General features: G+C 58.9%; 19 protein-coding genes and 1 tRNA gene. 5 read left to right on the top strand and 15 right to left on the bottom strand.

What is annotated here, in order from left to right; translation table 11 throughout:
- Window positions 1-39: 39 nt before the first annotated feature.
- From KUV39_RS17775 to KUV39_RS17790, 4 genes are all read right to left on the bottom strand, one after another.
- Entirely contained in the window at window positions 40-1,209 is a 1,170-nt protein-coding gene (locus tag KUV39_RS17775; RefSeq protein WP_046212164.1) for a flagellar motor switch protein FliG, read from the bottom strand.
- Window positions 1,210-1,284: 75 nt separating this feature from the next.
- A complete protein-coding gene (locus KUV39_RS17780) occupies window positions 1,285-1,866 on the bottom strand; it encodes a tetratricopeptide repeat protein (RefSeq protein WP_046212163.1) in 582 nt (193 codons plus the stop codon).
- Between the two features lie 221 nt (window positions 1,867-2,087).
- Complete coding sequence (gene purB / locus KUV39_RS17785) at window positions 2,088-3,392, bottom strand: adenylosuccinate lyase (RefSeq protein ID WP_008562009.1); 1,305 nt, start codon at window positions 3,390-3,392, stop codon at window positions 2,088-2,090.
- Between the two features lie 325 nt (window positions 3,393-3,717).
- Window positions 3,718-4,986 (bottom strand): bifunctional alpha/beta hydrolase/OsmC family protein, encoded by a 1,269-nt coding sequence (locus KUV39_RS17790; RefSeq protein WP_008560761.1) that lies wholly within the window; start codon window positions 4,984-4,986, stop codon window positions 3,718-3,720.
- Window positions 4,987-5,171: 185 nt separating this feature from the next.
- Here KUV39_RS17790 and KUV39_RS17795 point away from each other — a divergent pair, with 185 nt between their 5' ends.
- Entirely contained in the window at window positions 5,172-5,657 is a 486-nt protein-coding gene (locus tag KUV39_RS17795; RefSeq protein ID WP_008561970.1) for an NUDIX hydrolase, read from the top strand.
- 67 nt (window positions 5,658-5,724) lie between these two features.
- Here the strand turns inward: KUV39_RS17795 and dddP are convergent, their stop codons facing one another.
- Window positions 5,725-7,068, bottom strand: coding sequence for a dimethylsulfonioproprionate lyase DddP (gene dddP / locus KUV39_RS17800; RefSeq protein ID WP_168613225.1), 1,344 nt, complete (start codon window positions 7,066-7,068; stop codon window positions 5,725-5,727).
- Window positions 7,069-7,226: 158 nt separating this feature from the next.
- Between dddP and KUV39_RS17805 the strand changes: the two genes are divergently transcribed.
- Window positions 7,227-8,012, top strand: a complete 786-nt coding sequence (locus KUV39_RS17805) for a heme-dependent oxidative N-demethylase family protein (protein WP_222460518.1) — start codon at window positions 7,227-7,229, stop codon at window positions 8,010-8,012.
- On the opposite strand, the gene KUV39_RS17810 is transcribed toward KUV39_RS17805, so the two are convergent.
- The 4 genes from KUV39_RS17810 to KUV39_RS17825 form a co-directional block, all read right to left on the bottom strand.
- Entirely contained in the window at window positions 8,009-9,286 is a 1,278-nt protein-coding gene (locus KUV39_RS17810) for a hypothetical protein (RefSeq protein WP_222460519.1), read from the bottom strand. The genes KUV39_RS17805 and KUV39_RS17810 overlap by 4 nt on opposite strands.
- Window positions 9,287-9,615: 329 nt before the next feature.
- Window positions 9,616-9,834, bottom strand: a complete 219-nt coding sequence (locus KUV39_RS17815) for a hypothetical protein (protein ID WP_222460520.1) — start codon at window positions 9,832-9,834, stop codon at window positions 9,616-9,618.
- 120 nt (window positions 9,835-9,954) lie between these two features.
- Entirely contained in the window at window positions 9,955-11,361 is a 1,407-nt protein-coding gene (glnA, locus tag KUV39_RS17820; protein ID WP_008558975.1) for a type I glutamate--ammonia ligase, read from the bottom strand.
- 100 nt (window positions 11,362-11,461) lie between these two features.
- Window positions 11,462-11,800 (bottom strand): P-II family nitrogen regulator, encoded by a 339-nt coding sequence (locus tag KUV39_RS17825; protein WP_008560236.1) that lies wholly within the window; start codon window positions 11,798-11,800, stop codon window positions 11,462-11,464.
- A gap of 232 nt (window positions 11,801-12,032) precedes the next feature.
- On the opposite strand from KUV39_RS17825, the gene KUV39_RS17830 reads away from it, so the two are divergent.
- On the top strand, window positions 12,033-13,706 hold the full coding sequence (locus KUV39_RS17830; RefSeq protein WP_222460521.1) for an NAD(P)H-hydrate dehydratase: 1,674 nt from the start codon (window positions 12,033-12,035) through the stop codon (window positions 13,704-13,706).
- A gap of 130 nt (window positions 13,707-13,836) precedes the next feature.
- Window positions 13,837-13,921, top strand: a tRNA-Leu gene (locus tag KUV39_RS17835).
- A gap of 94 nt (window positions 13,922-14,015) precedes the next feature.
- Here KUV39_RS17835 and KUV39_RS17840 read toward each other — a convergent pair.
- The 6 genes from KUV39_RS17840 to KUV39_RS17865 form a co-directional block, all read right to left on the bottom strand.
- Window positions 14,016-15,017 carry a site-specific integrase gene (locus KUV39_RS17840; RefSeq protein ID WP_222460522.1) on the bottom strand — a complete coding sequence of 334 codons (1,002 nt, stop codon included), beginning with the start codon at window positions 15,015-15,017 and terminating at the stop codon, window positions 14,016-14,018.
- Window positions 15,011-15,214 carry a helix-turn-helix transcriptional regulator gene (locus tag KUV39_RS17845; protein WP_037302279.1) on the bottom strand — a complete coding sequence of 68 codons (204 nt, stop codon included), beginning with the start codon at window positions 15,212-15,214 and terminating at the stop codon, window positions 15,011-15,013. Before KUV39_RS17845 ends, KUV39_RS17840 begins: the two co-directional genes overlap by 7 nt.
- Before the next feature lie 193 nt (window positions 15,215-15,407).
- On the bottom strand, window positions 15,408-15,659 hold the full coding sequence (locus tag KUV39_RS17850; RefSeq protein ID WP_168578407.1) for a hypothetical protein: 252 nt from the start codon (window positions 15,657-15,659) through the stop codon (window positions 15,408-15,410).
- A 145-nt stretch (window positions 15,660-15,804) separates the two neighbouring features.
- Complete coding sequence (locus KUV39_RS17855) at window positions 15,805-16,074, bottom strand: hypothetical protein (protein WP_222460523.1); 270 nt, start codon at window positions 16,072-16,074, stop codon at window positions 15,805-15,807.
- A gap of 103 nt (window positions 16,075-16,177) precedes the next feature.
- Entirely contained in the window at window positions 16,178-16,576 is a 399-nt protein-coding gene (locus KUV39_RS17860; RefSeq protein ID WP_222460524.1) for a hypothetical protein, read from the bottom strand.
- A 92-nt stretch (window positions 16,577-16,668) separates the two neighbouring features.
- Window positions 16,669-17,340, bottom strand: a complete 672-nt coding sequence (locus KUV39_RS17865) for a S24 family peptidase (RefSeq protein WP_336512833.1) — start codon at window positions 17,338-17,340, stop codon at window positions 16,669-16,671.
- Window positions 17,341-17,593: 253 nt separating this feature from the next.
- Here KUV39_RS17865 and KUV39_RS17870 point away from each other — a divergent pair, with 253 nt between their 5' ends.
- Window positions 17,594-17,917, top strand: a complete 324-nt coding sequence (locus KUV39_RS17870) for a hypothetical protein (protein WP_222460525.1) — start codon at window positions 17,594-17,596, stop codon at window positions 17,915-17,917.
- Window positions 17,918-17,941 lie beyond the last annotated feature (24 nt).

Genomic DNA, 17,941 nt, shown 5'->3' on the forward strand with positions numbered 1-17,941 from the left:
TGGCATGCGAAGTTAATCTAAAGCGGCGGGCGCTTCAGATCATTCATCTTCGTCGTCTTCTGCCGAACGCAGCTCGATTTCGCCAGCCACAACCATCTCGCGCAGGGCGTTGACGATTGTGCTCATGGCGTTTTCGCCTACGCTGCGCTTGACCTTGCCCAATTCGCCGACTTCTTCGCGGATGTTGGCGGCCATGCGGCTCGACATGTTGGCGAGCATGAATTCGCTGGATTCCACATCCTCTTCGTCGGTGGCAAAGGCCATTGCGGTCACCAGATCCTGCTGGGCCACAACGCGCGCGATTTTCGGAACGTCCACCGGGCTGACCCGTTTGGCGATCAGCGCATAGGTAAAGAGCGACTTGCGGACGTCGACGGCAAATTCTTCGTCTTCCTCGTCAAGCGCGGTCAGCACCTCTTCGCGTTTTGCGGCCGCTGCCTGGGTCAGGATGGCGCCCATTCGCTGACCGGGTGTTTCGTCAAAGGCGACTTCCGGACGCGCCTCGATCTGGGCGGCAAGGGACAGGCCAATGCGGTCCACGGTGTCGGGCGTCACTGCGCCTGTCTGGCTGACGGCGTAGGTGATGCGGCGCGCAACGGGGCCGGGCAGGTGAACAAGCATCTGCGCGGCCTTGGCGGTGTCAAGTTTCGACAACAGCACAGCCGCCACCTCGGTGCTTTCAGCTTCGGCCAGCTCAGCGAGATCTTCGGGCGGCAGAGAGCGCAGCCGCTCCCACGGGTCGCCAAACTGGCGCACACCAGCCTCCTTGCGCAGGCGGCTGTGTGTCTGGCGGCTGATTTTCCCTTCCATCGCGCTGAGCGCGCCGGCCAGACCGTTTGGAAAGGACAGCCCGACATTATCCAGCATCTCGGCAAATTCACCAGCAACCGCATGCAGGGTTTCGCGATCAATCAGCCCCATCCGGCCCATCTGCTGGGTCAGTTCGATCTGGAGATCATCGGGGAGAGATTCAAGCGGGATATCAGCGCCTTCGTTCAGGAGCAGGCGCACGACGATTGCGGCCTTCGCCTTGCCGCTGAGGTTGGATTTGGCAGGAGCGGGTGCTGCGCCCATTGCGGGCATGTCCAGCGCACCGCCGCCCATACCGCCGCCAAAATCCATTCCGCCCATCGGGGCAGGCGCGGCGAAATCGCCAAGAGGGTCGGAGGGGTTCGCCATGGGAAGCGCCAAAGCGTTGTCATTCTGCATTTATCAGCCCTAGCCAAAAAGATTCTCTTTCTGTTGCTCCACCCTAGGCTGCGAGCCGTAAATAAATGCTGAAAATCAGTAGCTTTTTGTCTGCCCATCCTGCAGCGCATCGCGCAGCGATACCTCGGCCCAGGTGCCGGTGCCGCCATGCGCGCGAATGGCCTTCCATTGCGCGAGGGCAAGCCCGTATTTTCCCTGCGAAACAAAGCCTTGCCCCATGTAGGAGCGGGCCAGATGGTTGCCGGGATCCTGGGCAATGGCGCGGGTGTAGTAGACCTCTGCCAGGTCCTGATTGCCAAGCTTACGATGGGTAAAGCCCCAATAGGTCAACACCCGTCCGTCATCTTGGTCAGGCATCATCGCAAGCACCTCCTGCGCATCTGTGATCCTGCCTGCATAGGCCAGTTCGCGCAGCGTCTGGTAAAGCCCATCGGCATCAAGCGAAGAGTTCTTGATCTTCACGCAGCGCTTCTTTTGTTCGTCCCAGATCCGCCCGGTCTTGCACTCTTTCGTGGTTTCAGTCGGCTGTGGCGGAGAGCTATCGCCACCCCCCGCTGCAAGGCTGGCCGTTGCCATGACCAGAACAGGAAGGGCAAGACATGCGCCGCGCAGGGCGGTTTTGGCGGGGCTGGACAGGGCGGTCATAAAATCGGGCATGAGGTGTCGCGATCCTTTTTGAACTCGCGCCAGCGGGTCCGGCGCACATCTGAGAGGATAGTACGAAATCTGCCGCGGCCTTATAAAATCAAAGTGAAGCCTTGCGACTGGATGGATTTCAAAGATCGTATCCGAAGCACAACAGCGGCTGCGGAAATGAAAAGGGCCGCTGTCTCAATGTACAGCGGCCCGGATCAGGTTTGGCAGGTAAGTGACGGAAATTATTCGCCAAACACCCGGCGGAAAATAGTGTCAACGTGCTTGGTATGATAGCCCATGTCGAATTTTTCGTTGATCGCCTCTTCGCCCAGGGCTGCAACCACGTCCGCATCTGCCAGCAGAAGTTCGCGGAAATCGACACGGTCTTCCCAGACTTTCAGGGCGTTGCGCTGAACCATGGAATAGGCGTCTTCGCGGCTCACACCGGCTTGTGTCAGCGCCAGCAAAACGCGCTGCGACATCACGAGGCCGGGGAATTTGTTCATGTTGTCCAGCATGTTTTCCGGGAACACCAGCATCTTGTCGATGACGCCCGCCAGACGGTGCAGGGCGAAATCAAGGGTCACGGTCGCATCCGGACCGATGCCGCGTTCAACAGAAGAGTGCGAGATGTCACGCTCGTGCCAGAGGGCGACGTTTTCCATGGCCGGGATCACGGTCATGCGCACCAGACGCGCAAGGCCTGTCAGGTTTTCGGTCAGAACCGGGTTCTTCTTGTGCGGCATCGCCGAAGAGCCCTTTTGCCCCATGGAGAAGAATTCCGCGCCTTCCAGCACCTCGGTGCGCTGCATATGGCGGATCTCAACAGCGACGTTTTCGATGGAGGAGGCGATAACGCCCAAAGTCGCAAAGAACATGGCGTGACGGTCACGCGGGATCACCTGGGTCGAGATCGGTTCGGGACGCAGGCCCAGCTGTTCGCAGACATGTTCCTCGACGCGGGGGTCGATGTTGGCAAAGGTGCCGACAGCACCGGAAATCGCACCGGTTGCGACCTCGTCACGGGCAGCAAGCAGGCGCTGTTTGTTGCGGTCCATTTCAGCGTAGAAACGGGCAAATGTCAGACCCATGGTTGTGGGTTCTGCGTGAATGCCGTGGCTGCGGCCGACGCGCACGGTGTCTTTGTGCTCCAGCGCGCGTTTTTTCAGCGCCGCGAGCAATTTGTCCATTCCCTCAAGCAGGATGTCGGCAGAGCGCACCAGCTGCACATTGAGGCAGGTGTCCAGAACATCGGAGGAGGTCATGCCCTGATGCACGAAACGCGCCTCTTCCGAGCCGACATGTTCTGCCAGGTGGGTCAGGAATGCGATGACATCATGCTTGGTGACGGCTTCGATTTCATCAATGCGGGCGACGTCAAATTCCACGTCCTTGGCTTTCCAGACGGCATCCGCGTTTTCGCGGGGAATGACGCCGAGGTTTGCCATGGCTTCGCAGGCGTGTGCCTCGATCTCGTACCAGATCTTGAACTTGGTCTCAGGGGACCAGTTGGCAACCATTTCAGGACGGGAATAGCGGGGGATCATGGGCAAAAGCACCTTTATGTGATTGGGCGGCAGATGCTTGGCCTCTTAGAGGAGGAGGGCCAGAACAGCAAGTCTGGGAGGTCAGTATGAGGCAGTTTGCCCGGATGATTGCGATATCAGGTGCTGTTTCGCCCGTTTCGGCGCAAGAGTGGCTGCGCTGTGGACTGACTGTGGGCCGACCATGGGCCGACCGAGGGCCGGAGTGGCACAGGGCGATGCCATCACCGGCTGCAATCAACATCAGTAAGGTGCCATCCCCCACCTGCCGGTTCCGGTCTGTGCCGGTCTGCGGTCTGGCAGGGTGATGGCCACTTGTGCTGCGGGATCAGAATGGCAGCTCAGCCGGGTGCAGCTTGGCTTCCAGCGGTTCTTCCTGCGGGGTGTCATCCAACCGGGTCATGACTTTGGCGCCATGCTCCAGCGTGCGGTGAACCGGGCAGCGGTCCGCGATCTCCAGAAGACGCGCGCGCTGGTCGCTATCAAGCGGGCCGCTCAGGTAGATCACGCGGGTGAACTGGTCGATTTTGGCGGGGCCTGAGGGCAGGGCGTCCTGTGCGTGAACCTTGTCATGGCAGACATCAACGCTGACGCTTTCCAACGGCCAGCCCTTGCGGCGGGCGTACATCCGGATGGTCATGGAGGTGCAGGCACCAAGACCTGCGGCGATAAACCCGTAGGGCGTCATACCCTTGTTGGTTCCGCCGTAGGCCAGCGGTTCGTCGGCATAGGTGTGATGGCGGGGGCCGGATTGCACATCCTGCAGAAAACCGTTCGGATCGGCCTCGCTGACGCGCAACACCCCTTCGGGCGCACCGGGCGGCGGGGCAGGAGGGGACAGGTCGATATACCGCCCGGCCCAGGCCGCAATCACATCTGCCGCATATTCCGCATCCCGTGGCCGCGAAATCAGATGATCGGCATCGTCCAGGGTCACAAAACTCTTGGGGTGTTTGGCCGCCACAAAGATGTCGGCGGCATTGTCGATGCTGACCGTGGCATCCAGAGGCGCGTGCATCACCAAAAGCGCCGCGTCCAGTTCGCGGATCGCGGTGTTCAGCGCCTCGGCGCGGATATCATCGACAAACTGCTTGCGAATGGTAAAGGGACGGTCCGCAAGGCAGACCTCGGCCGCGCCATCGCTTTCGATCTGGCCAAGCGCGTCGGCAAACTGATGGGTCACATGTTCAGGATCGGACGGCGCACCCAGCGTGACGACACCGCGCACAGATGGCAAACCAGCGCGAGCGCGCAAAACCGCAGCCCCGCCCAGAGAATGGCCGATCAGCAGAGAGGGGGCCATTCCGCGTTCCGCCAAATACTGACCCGCAGCCACGAGATCGGCGACATTGGAAGAGAAATTGGTATTGGAAAACTCTCCGTCCGAATGGCCCAGACCGGTGAAATCAAACCGCAGGACCGCAATCCCCATTGCAGCCAGGCGCGAGGAAATACGGCGCGCGGCGGGGATGTCCTTGGAACAGGTGAAGCAATGCGCAAACAGCGCAGTGGACAGGATCGGCCCATCCGGCAGATCAAGCCGAGCGGCCAGCTGATCGCCGGAGTGTCCGGGGAAAGTGATGCGTTCAATGGGCATTTGGATGGCCTTTGCTGGAGGGTCTCCCTAAGGTGCGTCGGCAACGGGGGCAGCACAAGGCTATTGCCCGTCACGTCACGGGAAGGTGAGCGATGTTGACACAGAGGCCCCTCATGGAAGGGAATAATCCTGAAAGTTACGCGGGAATTGGGGCTTTTGTTCCAAGCACAGCGCGCGATCGTGACATGTGGGACCGCTTGGTTGCGTTCTGTGACAAGGAGCCCAAGGCGTTCGAGCGCGATCCTGCGACCAGCCATGTGACGGGATCTGCCTTTGTGCTGTCTGCTGACCGCGCATCGGTTCTGTTGACCCATCACCGCAAGCTGGATCGCTGGTTTCAGTTGGGCGGACATTGCGACGGCCTGGCCGATGCGCATTTCACCGCCTGGAAAGAGGCCTATGAGGAAAGCGGTCTCAGGCGGATACGGCCATTGTCTGATCGGGTGATTGACGTGGATATCCACGCCATTCCGCAAAACCCGCGCGAGGTTGGTCATTGGCACTATGATGTGCGCTACCTGTTTCAGGCCGAAGCGGGTGAGCCGCAAAGCAGTGCGGAATCAAAGGCTCTTGCCTGGGTGCCACTGAACCGGTTGTCGGATGTCACGGATTCAGAAGGCGTGCTGATTTTGCCGGAAAAGCTGGAGCAGTTTCTGAGCGATCATTGCTAGGCGGGGGCGCCTGGTGGCGCCACAGTCTGTCCCGGCCCCTCCTGCGGGGAGGGACCGGCCAGTTGTATCAAGCCGCGCCGGTCAGTGCGGGATCAAAGGGATAGCTTGTCAGGTTTTCATAGCCGGTTTCGGTGATCAGCACCTGATCCTCGAGCTTGATGGAAAAATCGCCACCCTCCGGGGAAACAAGCGCCTCGACACAGAGCACCATTCCTGGCTCCAGCTCGTAGTCAAAAGCGCCTTCGACCATCTGATCGGGATAGGCCACCAGGGGCCATTCATCGCACAGCCCAACGCCGTGCATCATGCAGCCGTATTTCTGTTTCTGAAACTGCGCATCAAGCGGATGGCAGGCGCGTGACAGATCCTGAATGTTCACACCCGGCGCCAAAAGCTCCATATTGTGGCGGATGTGCTCTATCCCGTGCTGCATTGCGTAGATCATGTCAGCCCGTGGTTTCTGATCACCAATCCACCAGCTGCGCGAGATGTCGATACAGATCCCGTAGGAGCCGACCAGATCGGTATCGAAACTGATCATTTCGTTGTTCTGGATGATGCGGGGGCCACATTCCTGAAACCAGGGGTTGGTGCGCGGCCCGGATGTCAGCAGCCGTGTTTCGATCCATTCGCCGCCGCGTTTGATGTTTTCCGCGTGCAGGACAGCCCAGACGTCATCTTCGGAGATATTGCCGCCGGGGATCGCTTCGCGGGCAAAAACCTCCATCGCCGCCACTGCGGTTTCGCAGGCGTGACTTGCGCAGCGCATGGCCTTGATTTCATCGGGGCCTTTCACGGCGCGGCATTTTTCGGTCAGCTCTTCACCGGGGAAGACCTCGATTTTCTGGGCTTCAAGCGCCCGCAACCCGTGCAGCATGATCTTGTCAACGGCCAGGCGTTTGTTGCCGCCCGAGTGCTCTTCGAGCAGGCGGCGGACCTCGTTTGAGAACACATCTGCCGCCACATCCACCTTGTCGCCGCGGTCGAAGTAGAACAGATCGGCGCCTGCGCGCTGTTCGCGCACCAAGGGGTTGAATTCGCTAAGGAAGGGAGACTGTTTGTAGTCCCACAACACCATATAGCCGTCAGCACAGATCAAGAGCGCGCGAAACGGATTATGGGTGTTCCACAACTGCATGTTGGTGCTGTCGGTTGCGTAGCGGATATTGAGCGGATCAAACACCAAGAGCCCGCCATAGCCGCGGTCATTGATGAAGCGGGTGAGCCGCTGCCACCGGTAATGGCGCATCGCCTGCAGATCCGGCAGCTCCAGCCCCGCTGCAGCCCATTCGCCAAAGGCGAGCTGGGTTGGTCCGATCTCGACCCGGTCGTTGTCGTTTGGGGTGTTGTCGCCAAGGGTTGTTCCACGGCTGGGATCGATTTTGCGAACATCGCGGTGGTGTTGGTTCATGAAGGGCCTCTTGCGGTCGCATATCTGGACATCTCTGTCCAATCTGCGCGCATGGCTGCCGCCGGTCGACCGCGAATGCGACGCCTTTGAGGGTCGTTTTCGACGAAATCCAGCGGATCAGACTGGCGCGGGGGCAGTTGGCTGCTAAGACTTGGGGCATGACAGCGATTCTTCAGAAAACCATTCCCTACAACCCGCTTGAGCCACGCAAACTGCCGGGCATTCAACCGCTTGCGCCTCAGGACTGGCTGATCTGGGATGACGGGTTTGCGGCCCAGATGGCGGAGCGCGAGCGGCTGTTGGCGCAGCGGCGGGCCGCTGTTGTGCAGATGTCAGAGGAGGCGCTGCCTGCCGCACAGGAGCTGCTGGCGATGGTTCTGGCGGACCGCTACCCGGATCTGCTGGCAGGCGCAGATCGGGTGCTGCGCCCTGATGGGGCAGAGGTCGGGATCGACAGCAGCGACCCAATGGGCACGCTGGGCCGCATCACGCAGCAGGATTTCTGCATCCTGCAAAAGCCGGAGGGCGCGGGTGAACATGTGCTGACGGCCGCTGTTTTGTGCTTTCCGGCGAATTGGACGCTGGCAGAAAAATTCATGCGCCCGCTGATTGCGATCCATGCACCCGTCGACAGCTATGACAGTGGCATCGCGGCCCGCGTGCAGCGGTTGTTTGACGGGGTGCAGGTGGGGCGGCCTTTGTGGCGGTTCAATGCGCTGTGGTATGCCGACGCGACGTTGCACCAACCCCGCCCGGTCACCGGTGACAGGCCGCGACCAAGTGCCGAAGACGCGCAATATATGCGCAGCGAGCGGCAGACGATCCTTCGCCTGCCGCAGAGCCGTGCGGTGGTCTTTGGGATCCATACCTTTGTGTTGCAGCGTATGGATCTGCTGGCGCAATGGGGGGCCTCGGTGGATCGCGTCGAAACCGCAGGGGTTTAGAACGCAATCGCAGCCGAGCTTTGCAATGCCAGTAGGGCAGTCGCACCACACAGGATGATGAAAGCGCTTCGCAGGGTGCCAGAGGAGGCTTCGTTGCGCAGAACGAAGGTGGGCGTCGCCATCATGCGCGCAGACAGCCCGCTCAGCCGATCCAGCCAGCCTGCGATGCCGCGCCGCTGTGCGCTGGCATGATCCAGCAGGGCCATGGTGCGGGCCCGCGCCCGTGCCCTCGCATCGCGGGTCAGGGCGTTAGGGCTTTCGGGCGCATCCTGTGGCAGTTCCTGAAGGATTTCTTCGCAGTGTTGTGACAGCTGCTCTGCGGTCTGTTCAATCGGCTGGAAACAGGCGCGCCCCTTGGGGCGGGACAGAGCGGCATGATCGGCGTCTTTCAACGCGTAGCCTGCAATTTCGGCCGCAAACTCCGTGACTGTTCGTTCATGGGCATCAGCCGCCGCGTCCTCTGCCTGACCCAGCCTTGCGTCTACCTCTGCCCAGATCCGGTCAGCACCCTGACCTTGCAGGCCATCTGACAGGCCCTGAGACAGTCTGGGGCGGGTGGGGGCGATCTCAGCCGCGACAGCGGCAAGGATATCATCGGGAATGGCGCTGTCGGGGTGGTCCACAACGCCACCCGGCTCGGCGATGGGCTCCGCGATCTGCATGATCGGCGCCTGTTTGGCCACCACATCGGTGATCAGGATATCCGCTGGCAACGGGGCATGCGCCGTCTCTTCCGCCTCTGCCATCTGGGGGCGGGGCTGTTCCTTGGCGGTCAATGGGGCGGCAATTGGCGCGGCCTGTTGGCCTACCATCGTATCAAGTGCCGCATCCTCGTCGCCCTCAAAGGCGCCCAGGAAGGTATCTGCCGACATGGCAAATGGCACATCAAGCCAGTGAACGGTGGTTGCCTCCAGCTCTTCGACCAAGCGTTCGAGCGTGACCGCCAACAACATCTCGCTCAGCTCCTCGTCGCAGTGATCGGGATAGAGCGGTACAAATGTCACCCCAAGAGAGCTGCGCAGCGGCGTTTCATGGGCGCGATTATCTGCGTCCTGCACCTCTGTCTGCTTGATCGGGTGGCGGCGATAACGCAGGTCGATGCGGTAGTGGTCGCATTCCAGAACGATCAGGTTCGGGCTGCGGGATTGAAAGTGGCGCACGCTGTGGCCGTATTCTTCCAATGTATCCACTGCTGCCGCAGAGCCGGTTGAAAGGGCATCCGGGCGCCGGGTCTCAAAGCCCAGCTTGCCTTTGTACTGTTCTACCTGTGTCACCGTCAGGGTCCTCCGTTCAGGTGGGTCGAGTACAAAGTTAAAATTTGAAATGGCAGAAAGTGAGGCGGTGGCGCCGGAAGCGTAAAAAATTCCTTAGGATTTCGAAGATTGTTGATGGGTGCGCTTAACGTATTGAAATGAGTGCGAAAAATAAGAGGTCAGCAAATGCGCCTATTGGGAATTGGGCAAAACATAGGCAACTTGCCGTCACATTGATGCCGCAGCGGTTGCCAATCGGCGCGGTTGGCTTGCAGTGTTTCGCATTGGTTTACGCAGCGACAGCAGGCCAGACCGGACAGGACCCGGCAAACGGGGCCACCACACGGCTGTTAGAGGACACCAAAGACGAAAACAGCCAGATACCAGGCTGTCAGCGCCAAAAGGCTCCAGCCGGTCAGCTGCAGCAATACACGCGAGAGCCGGTTGGGCCGATAGGCTGCAAACAGGCAGATGACCCCGACAATGGGCATCACGAGGGGGAGAAGAAGGGCGATGATCATGCCGACATGGAGCCGGCAACAGGGGCGCATGTCAATTTCAATCGCCAAATCAGCCCGCCGCCTGACGGATCGCCCTGCCAAAAGGGGAGAGTGTGCGACCATCACAGGGGCGGATCCAAAAAGGCGCCCCCAAACGGGAGCGCCAGGTGTTGCTGGTCTGATCGGGGATCAGCAGCTGTAGTACATGCCGAACTCAACCGGGTGCGGTGTGTGTTCGTAGGTCTCGACCTCTTCCATCTTGAGGGCGATGTAGCCTTCAATCTGGTCTTTGGTGAACACGTCGCCCTGCAGCAGGAAGTCGTGATCCGCAGCCAGAGCATCCAGAGCCTCACGCAGCGAGCCGCAAACGGTCGGGATATCGGCCAGTTCTTCTGCGGGCAGGTCGTAGAGGTTCTTGTCCATGGCTTCGCCAGGGTTGATCTTGTTCTTGATGCCGTCGAGGCCCGCCATCAGCAGTGCGGCAAAGCACAGGTAGGGGTTTGCGGACGGATCAGGGAAGCGAGCTTCAACGCGCTTGGCTTTCGGGCTTTCGGTCCACGGAATACGCACACAGCCAGAGCGGTTACGTGCAGAGTAGGCGCGCAGAACCGGGGCTTCAAAGCCGGGGATCAGACGCTTGTAGGAGTTGGTGGACGGGTTGGTGAAGGCGTTCAGGGTCTTCGCGTGCTTCAGGATGCCGCCGATGAAGTACAGGGCTTCGTCGGAAAGATCGGCGTATTTGTCACCTGCGAACAGCGGCTTGCCGTCTTTCCAGATCGACATGTTCACGTGCATACCGGTGCCGTTGTCGCCGTAGATCGGCTTGGGCATGAAGGTCGCGGATTTGCCGTAGGCGTGTGCGACGTTGTGGATCACGTATTTGTATTTCTGCAGCTCATCGGCTTGTTTGGTCAGGCTGTCAAAGATCAGACCCAGTTCGTGCTGGCAGGACGCAACTTCGTGGTGGTGCTTGTCCACTTTCATGCCGAGACGCTTCATGGTCGACAGCATTTCGGAACGCAGATCCTGCGCTTCGTCGATCGGGTTCACTGGGAAATAGCCACCCTTCAGGCCAGGACGGTGGCCCATGTTGCCCATTTCGAACTCGGCATCGGTGTTCCAGGACGCGTCGGTTGCGTCTACTTCATAAGACACCTTGTTGATGGTGTTGGAGTAGCGCACGTCGTCGAACAGGAAGAATTCCGCCTCGGGGCCCATGTAGGCCACATCGCCGATGCCGGAAGACTTCAGGTATGCTTCGGCTTTCTGGGCTGTGCCGCGCGGGTCACGCTCGTAGGCTTCGCCAGTGTCGGGCTCAACGATGGAGCAGTGAATGCAGATGGTTTTTTCTGCGTAGAACGGATCGACATAAGCAGAGGTGGTGTCTGCCATCAGTTTCATGTCGGAGTTCTCGATGGATTTCCAACCAGCGATGGAGGAGCCATCGAACATGAAGCCTTCTTCCAGGAAGTCTTCGTCAACCAGATCGACGTCGATCGTCACGTGCTGGAGTTTGCCACGTACGTCGGTGAAACGGATGTCGACGTATGCCGCTTCCTCGTCCTTGATCATCTTCAGAACTGCGTCTGCGCTCATTTCCAATGGTCCTTCTGATCTTAACTGTTGGTGTCTGTGTGGTCCGGCAGGTCAGGGTGGCAGCCCCTGTGGCCCGGCTGGACTGTGGTCGTGTTGTCGCTCAGAGAGCGTCGGAGCCGGATTCACCGGTCCGGATGCGGATTGCCTGCTCCACGGGAGAGACAAAAATCTTGCCGTCGCCGATTTTGTCGGTCTTGGCAGCTGCAACGATTGCTTCGATTGCGGCGTCAACCTGGTCGTCGTCCAGAACAACCTCGATCTTCACCTTGGGCAGAAAATCAACGACGTATTCAGCGCCGCGATAGAGCTCTGTGTGGCCTTTCTGACGGCCAAAACCCTTGACCTCGATCACGGAGAGGCCCTGCACGCCCACGTCCTGCAGCGCTTCCTTCACCTCGTCCAGTTTGAACGGTTTGATGATGGCTTCGATCTTTTTCATCACGGGGCTCCTCACAACCTTGTCGAGGATGGTCAGATCATTTCTACTGTTTTGGAACAACCAAAGCTGGTGAAGCTGCGGCGAAACTGCGCATCATTTGATCGCATGTGCCTAAAATTTAATCACACCGCCTGCAAACTGTGCAACTTGCGAACATGGGGCAAATGCCGCCCGAAATTTATGCGACAGCTGCCGTTCTGAATGCGACGTCGCCCCGAAGAGAGAGATGACTATGACCGACCTCCTGACCTCTGCGCAGATGCGCGCCATTGAACAGGCCGCAATTGATTCTGGTGAGGTGAGCGGACTGGAACTGATGGAGCGGGCCGGGCAGGGTGTGGTGGAGGCCATCTTTGAGGAATGGCCGGAACTGGCAGAGCCTGTAGAAGCCGGGCGAGGGGCCAGCCCCTCGTCGTCCATTGGTCACTCGGACCAATCGCGCAACCAAGGCCGACCGCCGGAGTATTTGGGGAAAGATGAAAGCCTGCGTCGGGCCGTGGTGCTGTGCGGGCCGGGCAACAATGGCGGCGACGGCTTTGTGGTGGCGCGCCTGCTGAAGGAGCGCGGCTGGGAGGTTGAGGTGTTCCTCCATGGAGACCCGGACAAGCTGCCGCCGGATGCAAAGGCGAATTATGAGCGTTGGGTCGGGCCGGTCCGGAAACTGGCAAATCTCTCCGAAAACGACCTCTGGCCTTATCGGGGCGCTCTCTTTGTTGATGCAGTTTTCGGTACCGGGTTTCGAGGCGAACTTTCCGAAGATATTCGAGGGGCGTATGAATTTTCGCGAGAGGAAATCACAACAAACGGCCCCAGCCGGTTCCTCGCGGTTGACATGCCATCGGGGCTGTGCGGAGACAATGGTCGGGCGGAAGGCTGCGTGTTGCCAGCCCATCTGTCTGTCTCATTCCACCGGGCGAAGCTTGGCCACTTCTTGAAAGACGGCCCGGAGGCCTGCGGAAAAGTGGTCGTCAAAGGCATCGGCCTGAAGGATAGCCCCGCGGAGGGGGCGGACGGGCGCAGCCCGGCGGTGCCGACCGACGGGGAGATCGTCAAGCTGGTCGCGCCGCACCTGCCGGGAAAACGGGACGGTGCTCACAAATACTCCCACGGCCATGCTCTTGTCCTGTCCGGTGGCCATGGCAAGACCGGTGCTGCCCGGCTGGCTGCCCGCGGTGCGCTTCGGATCGGGGCAGGGCTGGTCACCGTCGGCTCGCCGCGCTCTGCGATGGCGGAAAATGCAGCCCAGCTCACCGCCATCATGCTGCAGCAGATCGACGGCGCGTATGGGGTCAGCGAGCTGTTGGAAGACAGGCGTTTCAATGCCGTCTGCCTCGGCCCGGGCCTTGGGCGCGGCGCGGACACCCAGGCGTTGGTGGTGGCGGTGCTGAAGGAGAGCCGCGCCACTGTGCTGGACGCGGATGCGCTGACCCGGTTTGAACGAACGCCGCAAGCGTTGTTTGACATGTTGCATGACAACTGCGTCCTGACCCCGCATGGCGGCGAATTTGCCAGGCTTTTCCCCGATTTGGCCGAGAAACTGAACGCGCCCGCCACCACCGGCCCCGCGTATTCCAAGGTCGACGCCACCCGCGAGGCGGCAAAACGCGCAGGCTGCGTGGTGCTGTTCAAAGGGCCGGACACGGTGATCGCCGCGCCCGACGGACGCTGCTCAGTGAATTCCGCCCAATACGACCGCGCCGCGCCCTGGCTCGCCACTGCCGGTTCTGGAGATGTGCTGGCAGGCTTCATCACTGGTTTGCTGGCGCGCGGGTTTTCCCCGATGCAGGCGGCAGAGACCGCCGCCTATTTCCACGTCGAATGCGCGCTGGAATTTGGTCCCGGCCTGATCGCCGAGGACTTGCCAGAGCAGATCCCCGCAGTGCTGCGCCATCTGCAGGTCTGCTGATCGGATCTGTTTATCGGGAGTGTTTGGAAAAAAATGGAAAAGATGCCAGCAGGATGCGTTTTCCCTTTTGCATCCTCCTGACAGCTTTGCTATTGAGCGCCTCACGGTGGGCCTGGCTCGTCGTATGGATGCGGGTGTGGCGAAATTGGTAGACGCACCAGATTTAGGTTCTGGCGCCGCAAGGCGTGGGGGTTCAAGTCCCTCCACCCGCACCACTTTGATTTCAAATAGAAAAATAGAAGTTGTGGGGCGGGCTTAAATGTAAAGCCGAGCGAGTTTCCCAGAAAGTTTCCCGTTTTCTCGTTCCGTTCACGATTTGGTCCGACGTGCTTGCGCGGTCTGTGATAGGCGCTTTTGGTTGGCCTGGCTGCGGTACTTCTTCACCATCTCAAGCGTCTTGTGTCCGGTCACCGCCTGGATCTCGCTGTCACTGGCGCCTGCCTCAGCCAAATGGACCGCTGCGGTGTATCGCCAGCCATGGATCACAAATGCCTGCGCACCTATTTCTTTCCGGACGGCCATGACGCGCTGCTGAATGGTTCGTTTGGCAACGCCCTTATGCAAAGACTGTGCGATGATAGAGCGGCCTTTGCGTGGCAGGCCGTCGAGGTACTTGCGCAGAAATTCTGGGCACGCGACCCAAAGGCGCGCCGCGGTCTTTTCCTGTACAACAGATATAAACTGACCGTCATAGTGCGCCCATTCCATGCCGATCACGTCGCCGATCCGCTGACCAGTACCCACCCCCAACATGTATGCGGTCAATTCCCACTCAAGAGCGTTGTTTTCGCAGTACGCTTCAAAGGCGCGGAGCTTTGCCGCGGGCCAAGGCTGGTATTCACCGCCCTTGAGCTTTTTGACACCGCTCGCCGGGTTTGCGGTGATCCATTCCAGATCGATCGCGTGGCGCGACAGGATGGAAATCATTTCGACCATCGCGTTCGCTTTTCGCCATGTGTCGGAATATGCATCGCGTGCGGCAATGACGTCGCGGCGGCGCAGTTTTGTGAAATCCTTTGGGCCGTTCTTTTCTCGGATCAGTTCGAGAGTGCGCCGATACTCTTGTCGCACTCTGGGTTTCCGGTCCTTAAACTCTGGGGTCTGATAGTAGCTGACGATCAGGGCCTCAAAGGTGGTTTTGGTCTTCTTTTTGGCGCGACCAGAACGGATTGCCCAATAGGCATCGTCAAATTCCTGGCTGTCTGGATCGTTGGGCAGACGCTGATACGTCTCGCCGCGCCGAAAATAGTAATAGACACGGCCCTTTACGGTCTTGGTCGTGACATACTTTCGCTCCAGCTTCTTTACCATGTGAACTCATCTTCATTCATTGCGTTGCCGTTTAGAACGGCCTCAAGATCAGACACCCGCCAACGCTCCAAGCCGGAAATCCGAACGGGTGATGGAAGAGATCCGGATTGCACCAGCCGCCGAAAATCCGACGGCTTCATGTCCATCATCTTGGCCGCAGTGCGTTCGGCAACCGCGATCAGTGCGATACGTCCCATTGCAGATACCTCAAACGGTGACGGGTTTTGAATTGGTCGGCTAGACCAGCAGAGTGGCCGCGAAGCGGCGACTGTCCCGCGGTTTCGCATGGCCTGATCGACCCATTGATGGGCGCGGCCGGTCTCCGTGAGTGGGATTTGCCGCGCCCGGGCAAAGCGGGACTGCCCGCGTTGTGAAAAAAGGGCCGGGACCTTAGCCCCGGCCAGGTCTTGCGTCGGCTGTTTTAGGCTTCGGCAAGAGGGGAGTGTTCTTGGTGGTGGAGCTATCTAAGCGCTCCAGCAGTCTGTGAGCCAGCAACTCGCCCGCAATGTCTGGCAAGATATGGCGTGCCTGCGCAGCCAGTTCTGCATCGCTCATTGTGGCAAGCATGCGCGTAGGGTCGCTTGAAGCCAATGCGCGCAGCTGGTCATCAGAGGTTAGTCGTTCATCTTGATATTGCTGCATCACGGCTTCCTTTGGGAATGCGCAGGCGGCCGACAATTTGGAGGATTGAACCACCTGCGCGCGATCCGTGCCGTCGATTTGGCGCGGAACCTCTGAATGCGCAGCCTGAGCAATCCTCAAAACCAAGCTGCGAAAGGTAGGGGGGCTAAGCTGCCCGTTTGTCAGGAGTGGTCAGTCCGCGTCTTTCCATGATCGCCCTGACTTTTCCGCCGACGCGATCAAGCACCATTTCCGTTGGTTCGGGCGTCGGCGTGGGCCAGTCGATTATGTACTGAGGCCGTAGGCGCGCGGGGTTAAAGCTTTGGCCGCGCGCGGCCTTCATTGTTGCCCATGCAGAGGTGAACAGGTGGATTTCATCGAGGTGATCCTCGGGGGAACCGGCGATCTGCCGGGCGGTCTGAGTAATGTCTTGCATTCAATCCTCCATCGGTTGATGGGGATATTTGTAGCGGGGTAAAAATACCCCGTCAAGCGAGTGGGGTAAAAAAACCCCGAGATCTCGCTCGGCGGTCTGCCTGTCAGTCTGAGACTGTTTCTTTTCCTAGCGAATGCCAAGGAACAAACAGGATGCTGCAAGCGATAAGCAGATCTAAGAGAACATGGAACGCGAGGTACAACAGGCGGGGTTCTGGGGTAAGCGATGCTTTCAGTTCTGCAGGCACCATTTCAGACAGCTGATTGAGCACCGCGTTTCGTTGGTCAACGAGGCTCAGAATTGCGCATAAGTTGGACAAAGCGAACGAGATGAATACAAGGCAAAGTACTACACGCAGCCGCAACAGTCGGGTAAAGTCTTTCCCGCTGGATAGGATACCTACTATTGCCGCAGATGCCACGATGTAGAGGTTCCAGTAGTTGTTCATATAGGAGGTGCGCTCAATGAGAATTTTGAGCAGAGCTAAATCAGGGTCGGCCATATATTCTCACATTGTGACATAACAGTGCAGCTTGGGAAAATCAAAGTAAGTGAAATGAATGCGTATGGTGCTCTGTTGTTCCAGCGGCGTGGTCAGGATTTTTTAGCCAGTTCGACTGGCCAATGAAGTCTCACTCTTGCAGCCCATTTTAGGCGCTTGTTCCAAAGGTTGTTGGCTCCTGGGTTTAAGCTGATCAAGTGGAAAAGCCCAGGCTCATCACCGGCTTTGACTTGCTTGACCCACCCCATGCCGTCTTCATCTTCGCAAACGCATCGATGGCCAATATCATCAGTTGGAACAGCATCATGCCCATTCCTAGAATAAAAAAGTATGTCGCCATCCGAATATACTGGTTCCATGCTGTCGCCTTCTACTTCAACAGCTACGATACCATGTGGGCTTAGACCTGGGGGGCATTCAACTTGCGGTCCTGTCCCTTTCTCGTAGGCATCAAAAACTGGTACGCTTGCCCCAGCGCCCACCTTCCCGGCGATAGCAATCGTTGGATTGCCTGCGGCTCCGGTTTGGCCATCTAAGAACTCTTCGAGTGTCGTTCCAAATGATGCCGCAATACGGACAGCATCATCGACGTTCGTCGATTTGGCTTTGCCTTGAGCAAGGTTTTTTAGCTGTTCATATGACACACCAGCATCTCGAGCGACTTGTCGCATCGATTTATCGCTCTTTTCGATGGCAGTTATGAAGGCTTCTCTGAAGGTCTGTTGCATGTGGGGTAAATTACCCCACTCTACGAATTTGCGCATGGAGTAAAAATACCCTTGATGAATGGGGTAAAATAACCCCATAAGGGGCCATGGAACAGTTTTTGAAAGAAGTGATTGAATATGCTCAGGCGACCAAACGCTCGCCCCAGCATATTCTGCGCCAAGCCGTTGGGGCCAATTGGAACCTTTGGAGCGCTTGGGTGGGAGGCAGTTCGAGCCCCACCTTGCATACTGTAGACCGGATCAGGCTTTACATTCGTGAAAATCCAGTGACGCCTCATGAGGACGTCGCATGAGACGTGCGCAGCTGACTTTGATTGTGAACAACGAAGGGCCATGCGGTGATGATCATCCGGTTCCGGGGCAAAAGTCTTGGTCGAATAAGTTTGATCCCTATGCGCTAAAGGTTAGTGGCCCCGAGCTGTGGTCTGCCTACTTCAGAGCCCGCTTTGCCTCCCCACGGGAGGTCGCTTTGTTTTGCGATGTGAGCTTTCAGACCGCGCTGAACTGGTGGGGGGCTGTGACAGCCCCGGCCGGGCATATCGCCATTCTGGTCATGCTGAGCGATCCGGGCGCGCCTGCCTTCTTTGCTGACAGCTTGCGGAGGGCCGCATGATGACGTGTTTGCAGCCGATTATTC

It is taken from the genome of Phaeobacter italicus (assembly GCF_019801785.1).
Lineage (GTDB): Bacteria > Pseudomonadota > Alphaproteobacteria > Rhodobacterales > Rhodobacteraceae > Phaeobacter > Phaeobacter italicus.

Excerpts from the sequence above, each read along its gene's own strand:
- KUV39_RS17870 (WP_222460525.1), top strand. The coding sequence starts at position 17,594 with ATGAGACGTGCGCAGCTGACTTTGATTGTGAACAACGAAGGGCCATGC.
- KUV39_RS17775 (WP_046212164.1), bottom strand. The coding sequence starts at position 1,209 with ATGCAGAATGACAACGCTTTGGCGCTTCCCATGGCGAACCCCTCCGAC.
- dddP (WP_168613225.1), bottom strand. The coding sequence starts at position 7,068 with ATGAACCAACACCACCGCGATGTTCGCAAAATCGATCCCAGCCGTGGA.
- KUV39_RS17830 (WP_222460521.1), top strand. The coding sequence starts at position 12,033 with ATGACCGACCTCCTGACCTCTGCGCAGATGCGCGCCATTGAACAGGCC.
- KUV39_RS17850 (WP_168578407.1), bottom strand. The coding sequence starts at position 15,659 with ATGCAGCAATATCAAGATGAACGACTAACCTCTGATGACCAGCTGCGC.
- KUV39_RS17805 (WP_222460518.1), top strand. The coding sequence starts at position 7,227 with ATGACAGCGATTCTTCAGAAAACCATTCCCTACAACCCGCTTGAGCCA.
- KUV39_RS17790 (WP_008560761.1), bottom strand. The coding sequence starts at position 4,986 with ATGCCCATTGAACGCATCACTTTCCCCGGACACTCCGGCGATCAGCTG.
- KUV39_RS17825 (WP_008560236.1), bottom strand. The coding sequence starts at position 11,800 with ATGAAAAAGATCGAAGCCATCATCAAACCGTTCAAACTGGACGAGGTG.
- purB (WP_008562009.1), bottom strand. The coding sequence starts at position 3,392 with ATGATCCCCCGCTATTCCCGTCCTGAAATGGTTGCCAACTGGTCCCCT.
- KUV39_RS17845 (WP_037302279.1), bottom strand. The coding sequence starts at position 15,214 with ATGGGACGTATCGCACTGATCGCGGTTGCCGAACGCACTGCGGCCAAG.
- KUV39_RS17860 (WP_222460524.1), bottom strand. The coding sequence starts at position 16,576 with ATGGCCGACCCTGATTTAGCTCTGCTCAAAATTCTCATTGAGCGCACC.
- glnA (WP_008558975.1), bottom strand. The coding sequence starts at position 11,361 with ATGAGCGCAGACGCAGTTCTGAAGATGATCAAGGACGAGGAAGCGGCA.
- KUV39_RS17795 (WP_008561970.1), top strand. The coding sequence starts at position 5,172 with ATGTGGGACCGCTTGGTTGCGTTCTGTGACAAGGAGCCCAAGGCGTTC.
- KUV39_RS17855 (WP_222460523.1), bottom strand. The coding sequence starts at position 16,074 with ATGCAAGACATTACTCAGACCGCCCGGCAGATCGCCGGTTCCCCCGAG.
- KUV39_RS17865 (WP_336512833.1), bottom strand. The coding sequence starts at position 17,340 with ATGCGCAAATTCGTAGAGTGGGGTAATTTACCCCACATGCAACAGACC.
- KUV39_RS17780 (WP_046212163.1), bottom strand. The coding sequence starts at position 1,866 with ATGCCCGATTTTATGACCGCCCTGTCCAGCCCCGCCAAAACCGCCCTG.
- KUV39_RS17840 (WP_222460522.1), bottom strand. The coding sequence starts at position 15,017 with ATGGTAAAGAAGCTGGAGCGAAAGTATGTCACGACCAAGACCGTAAAG.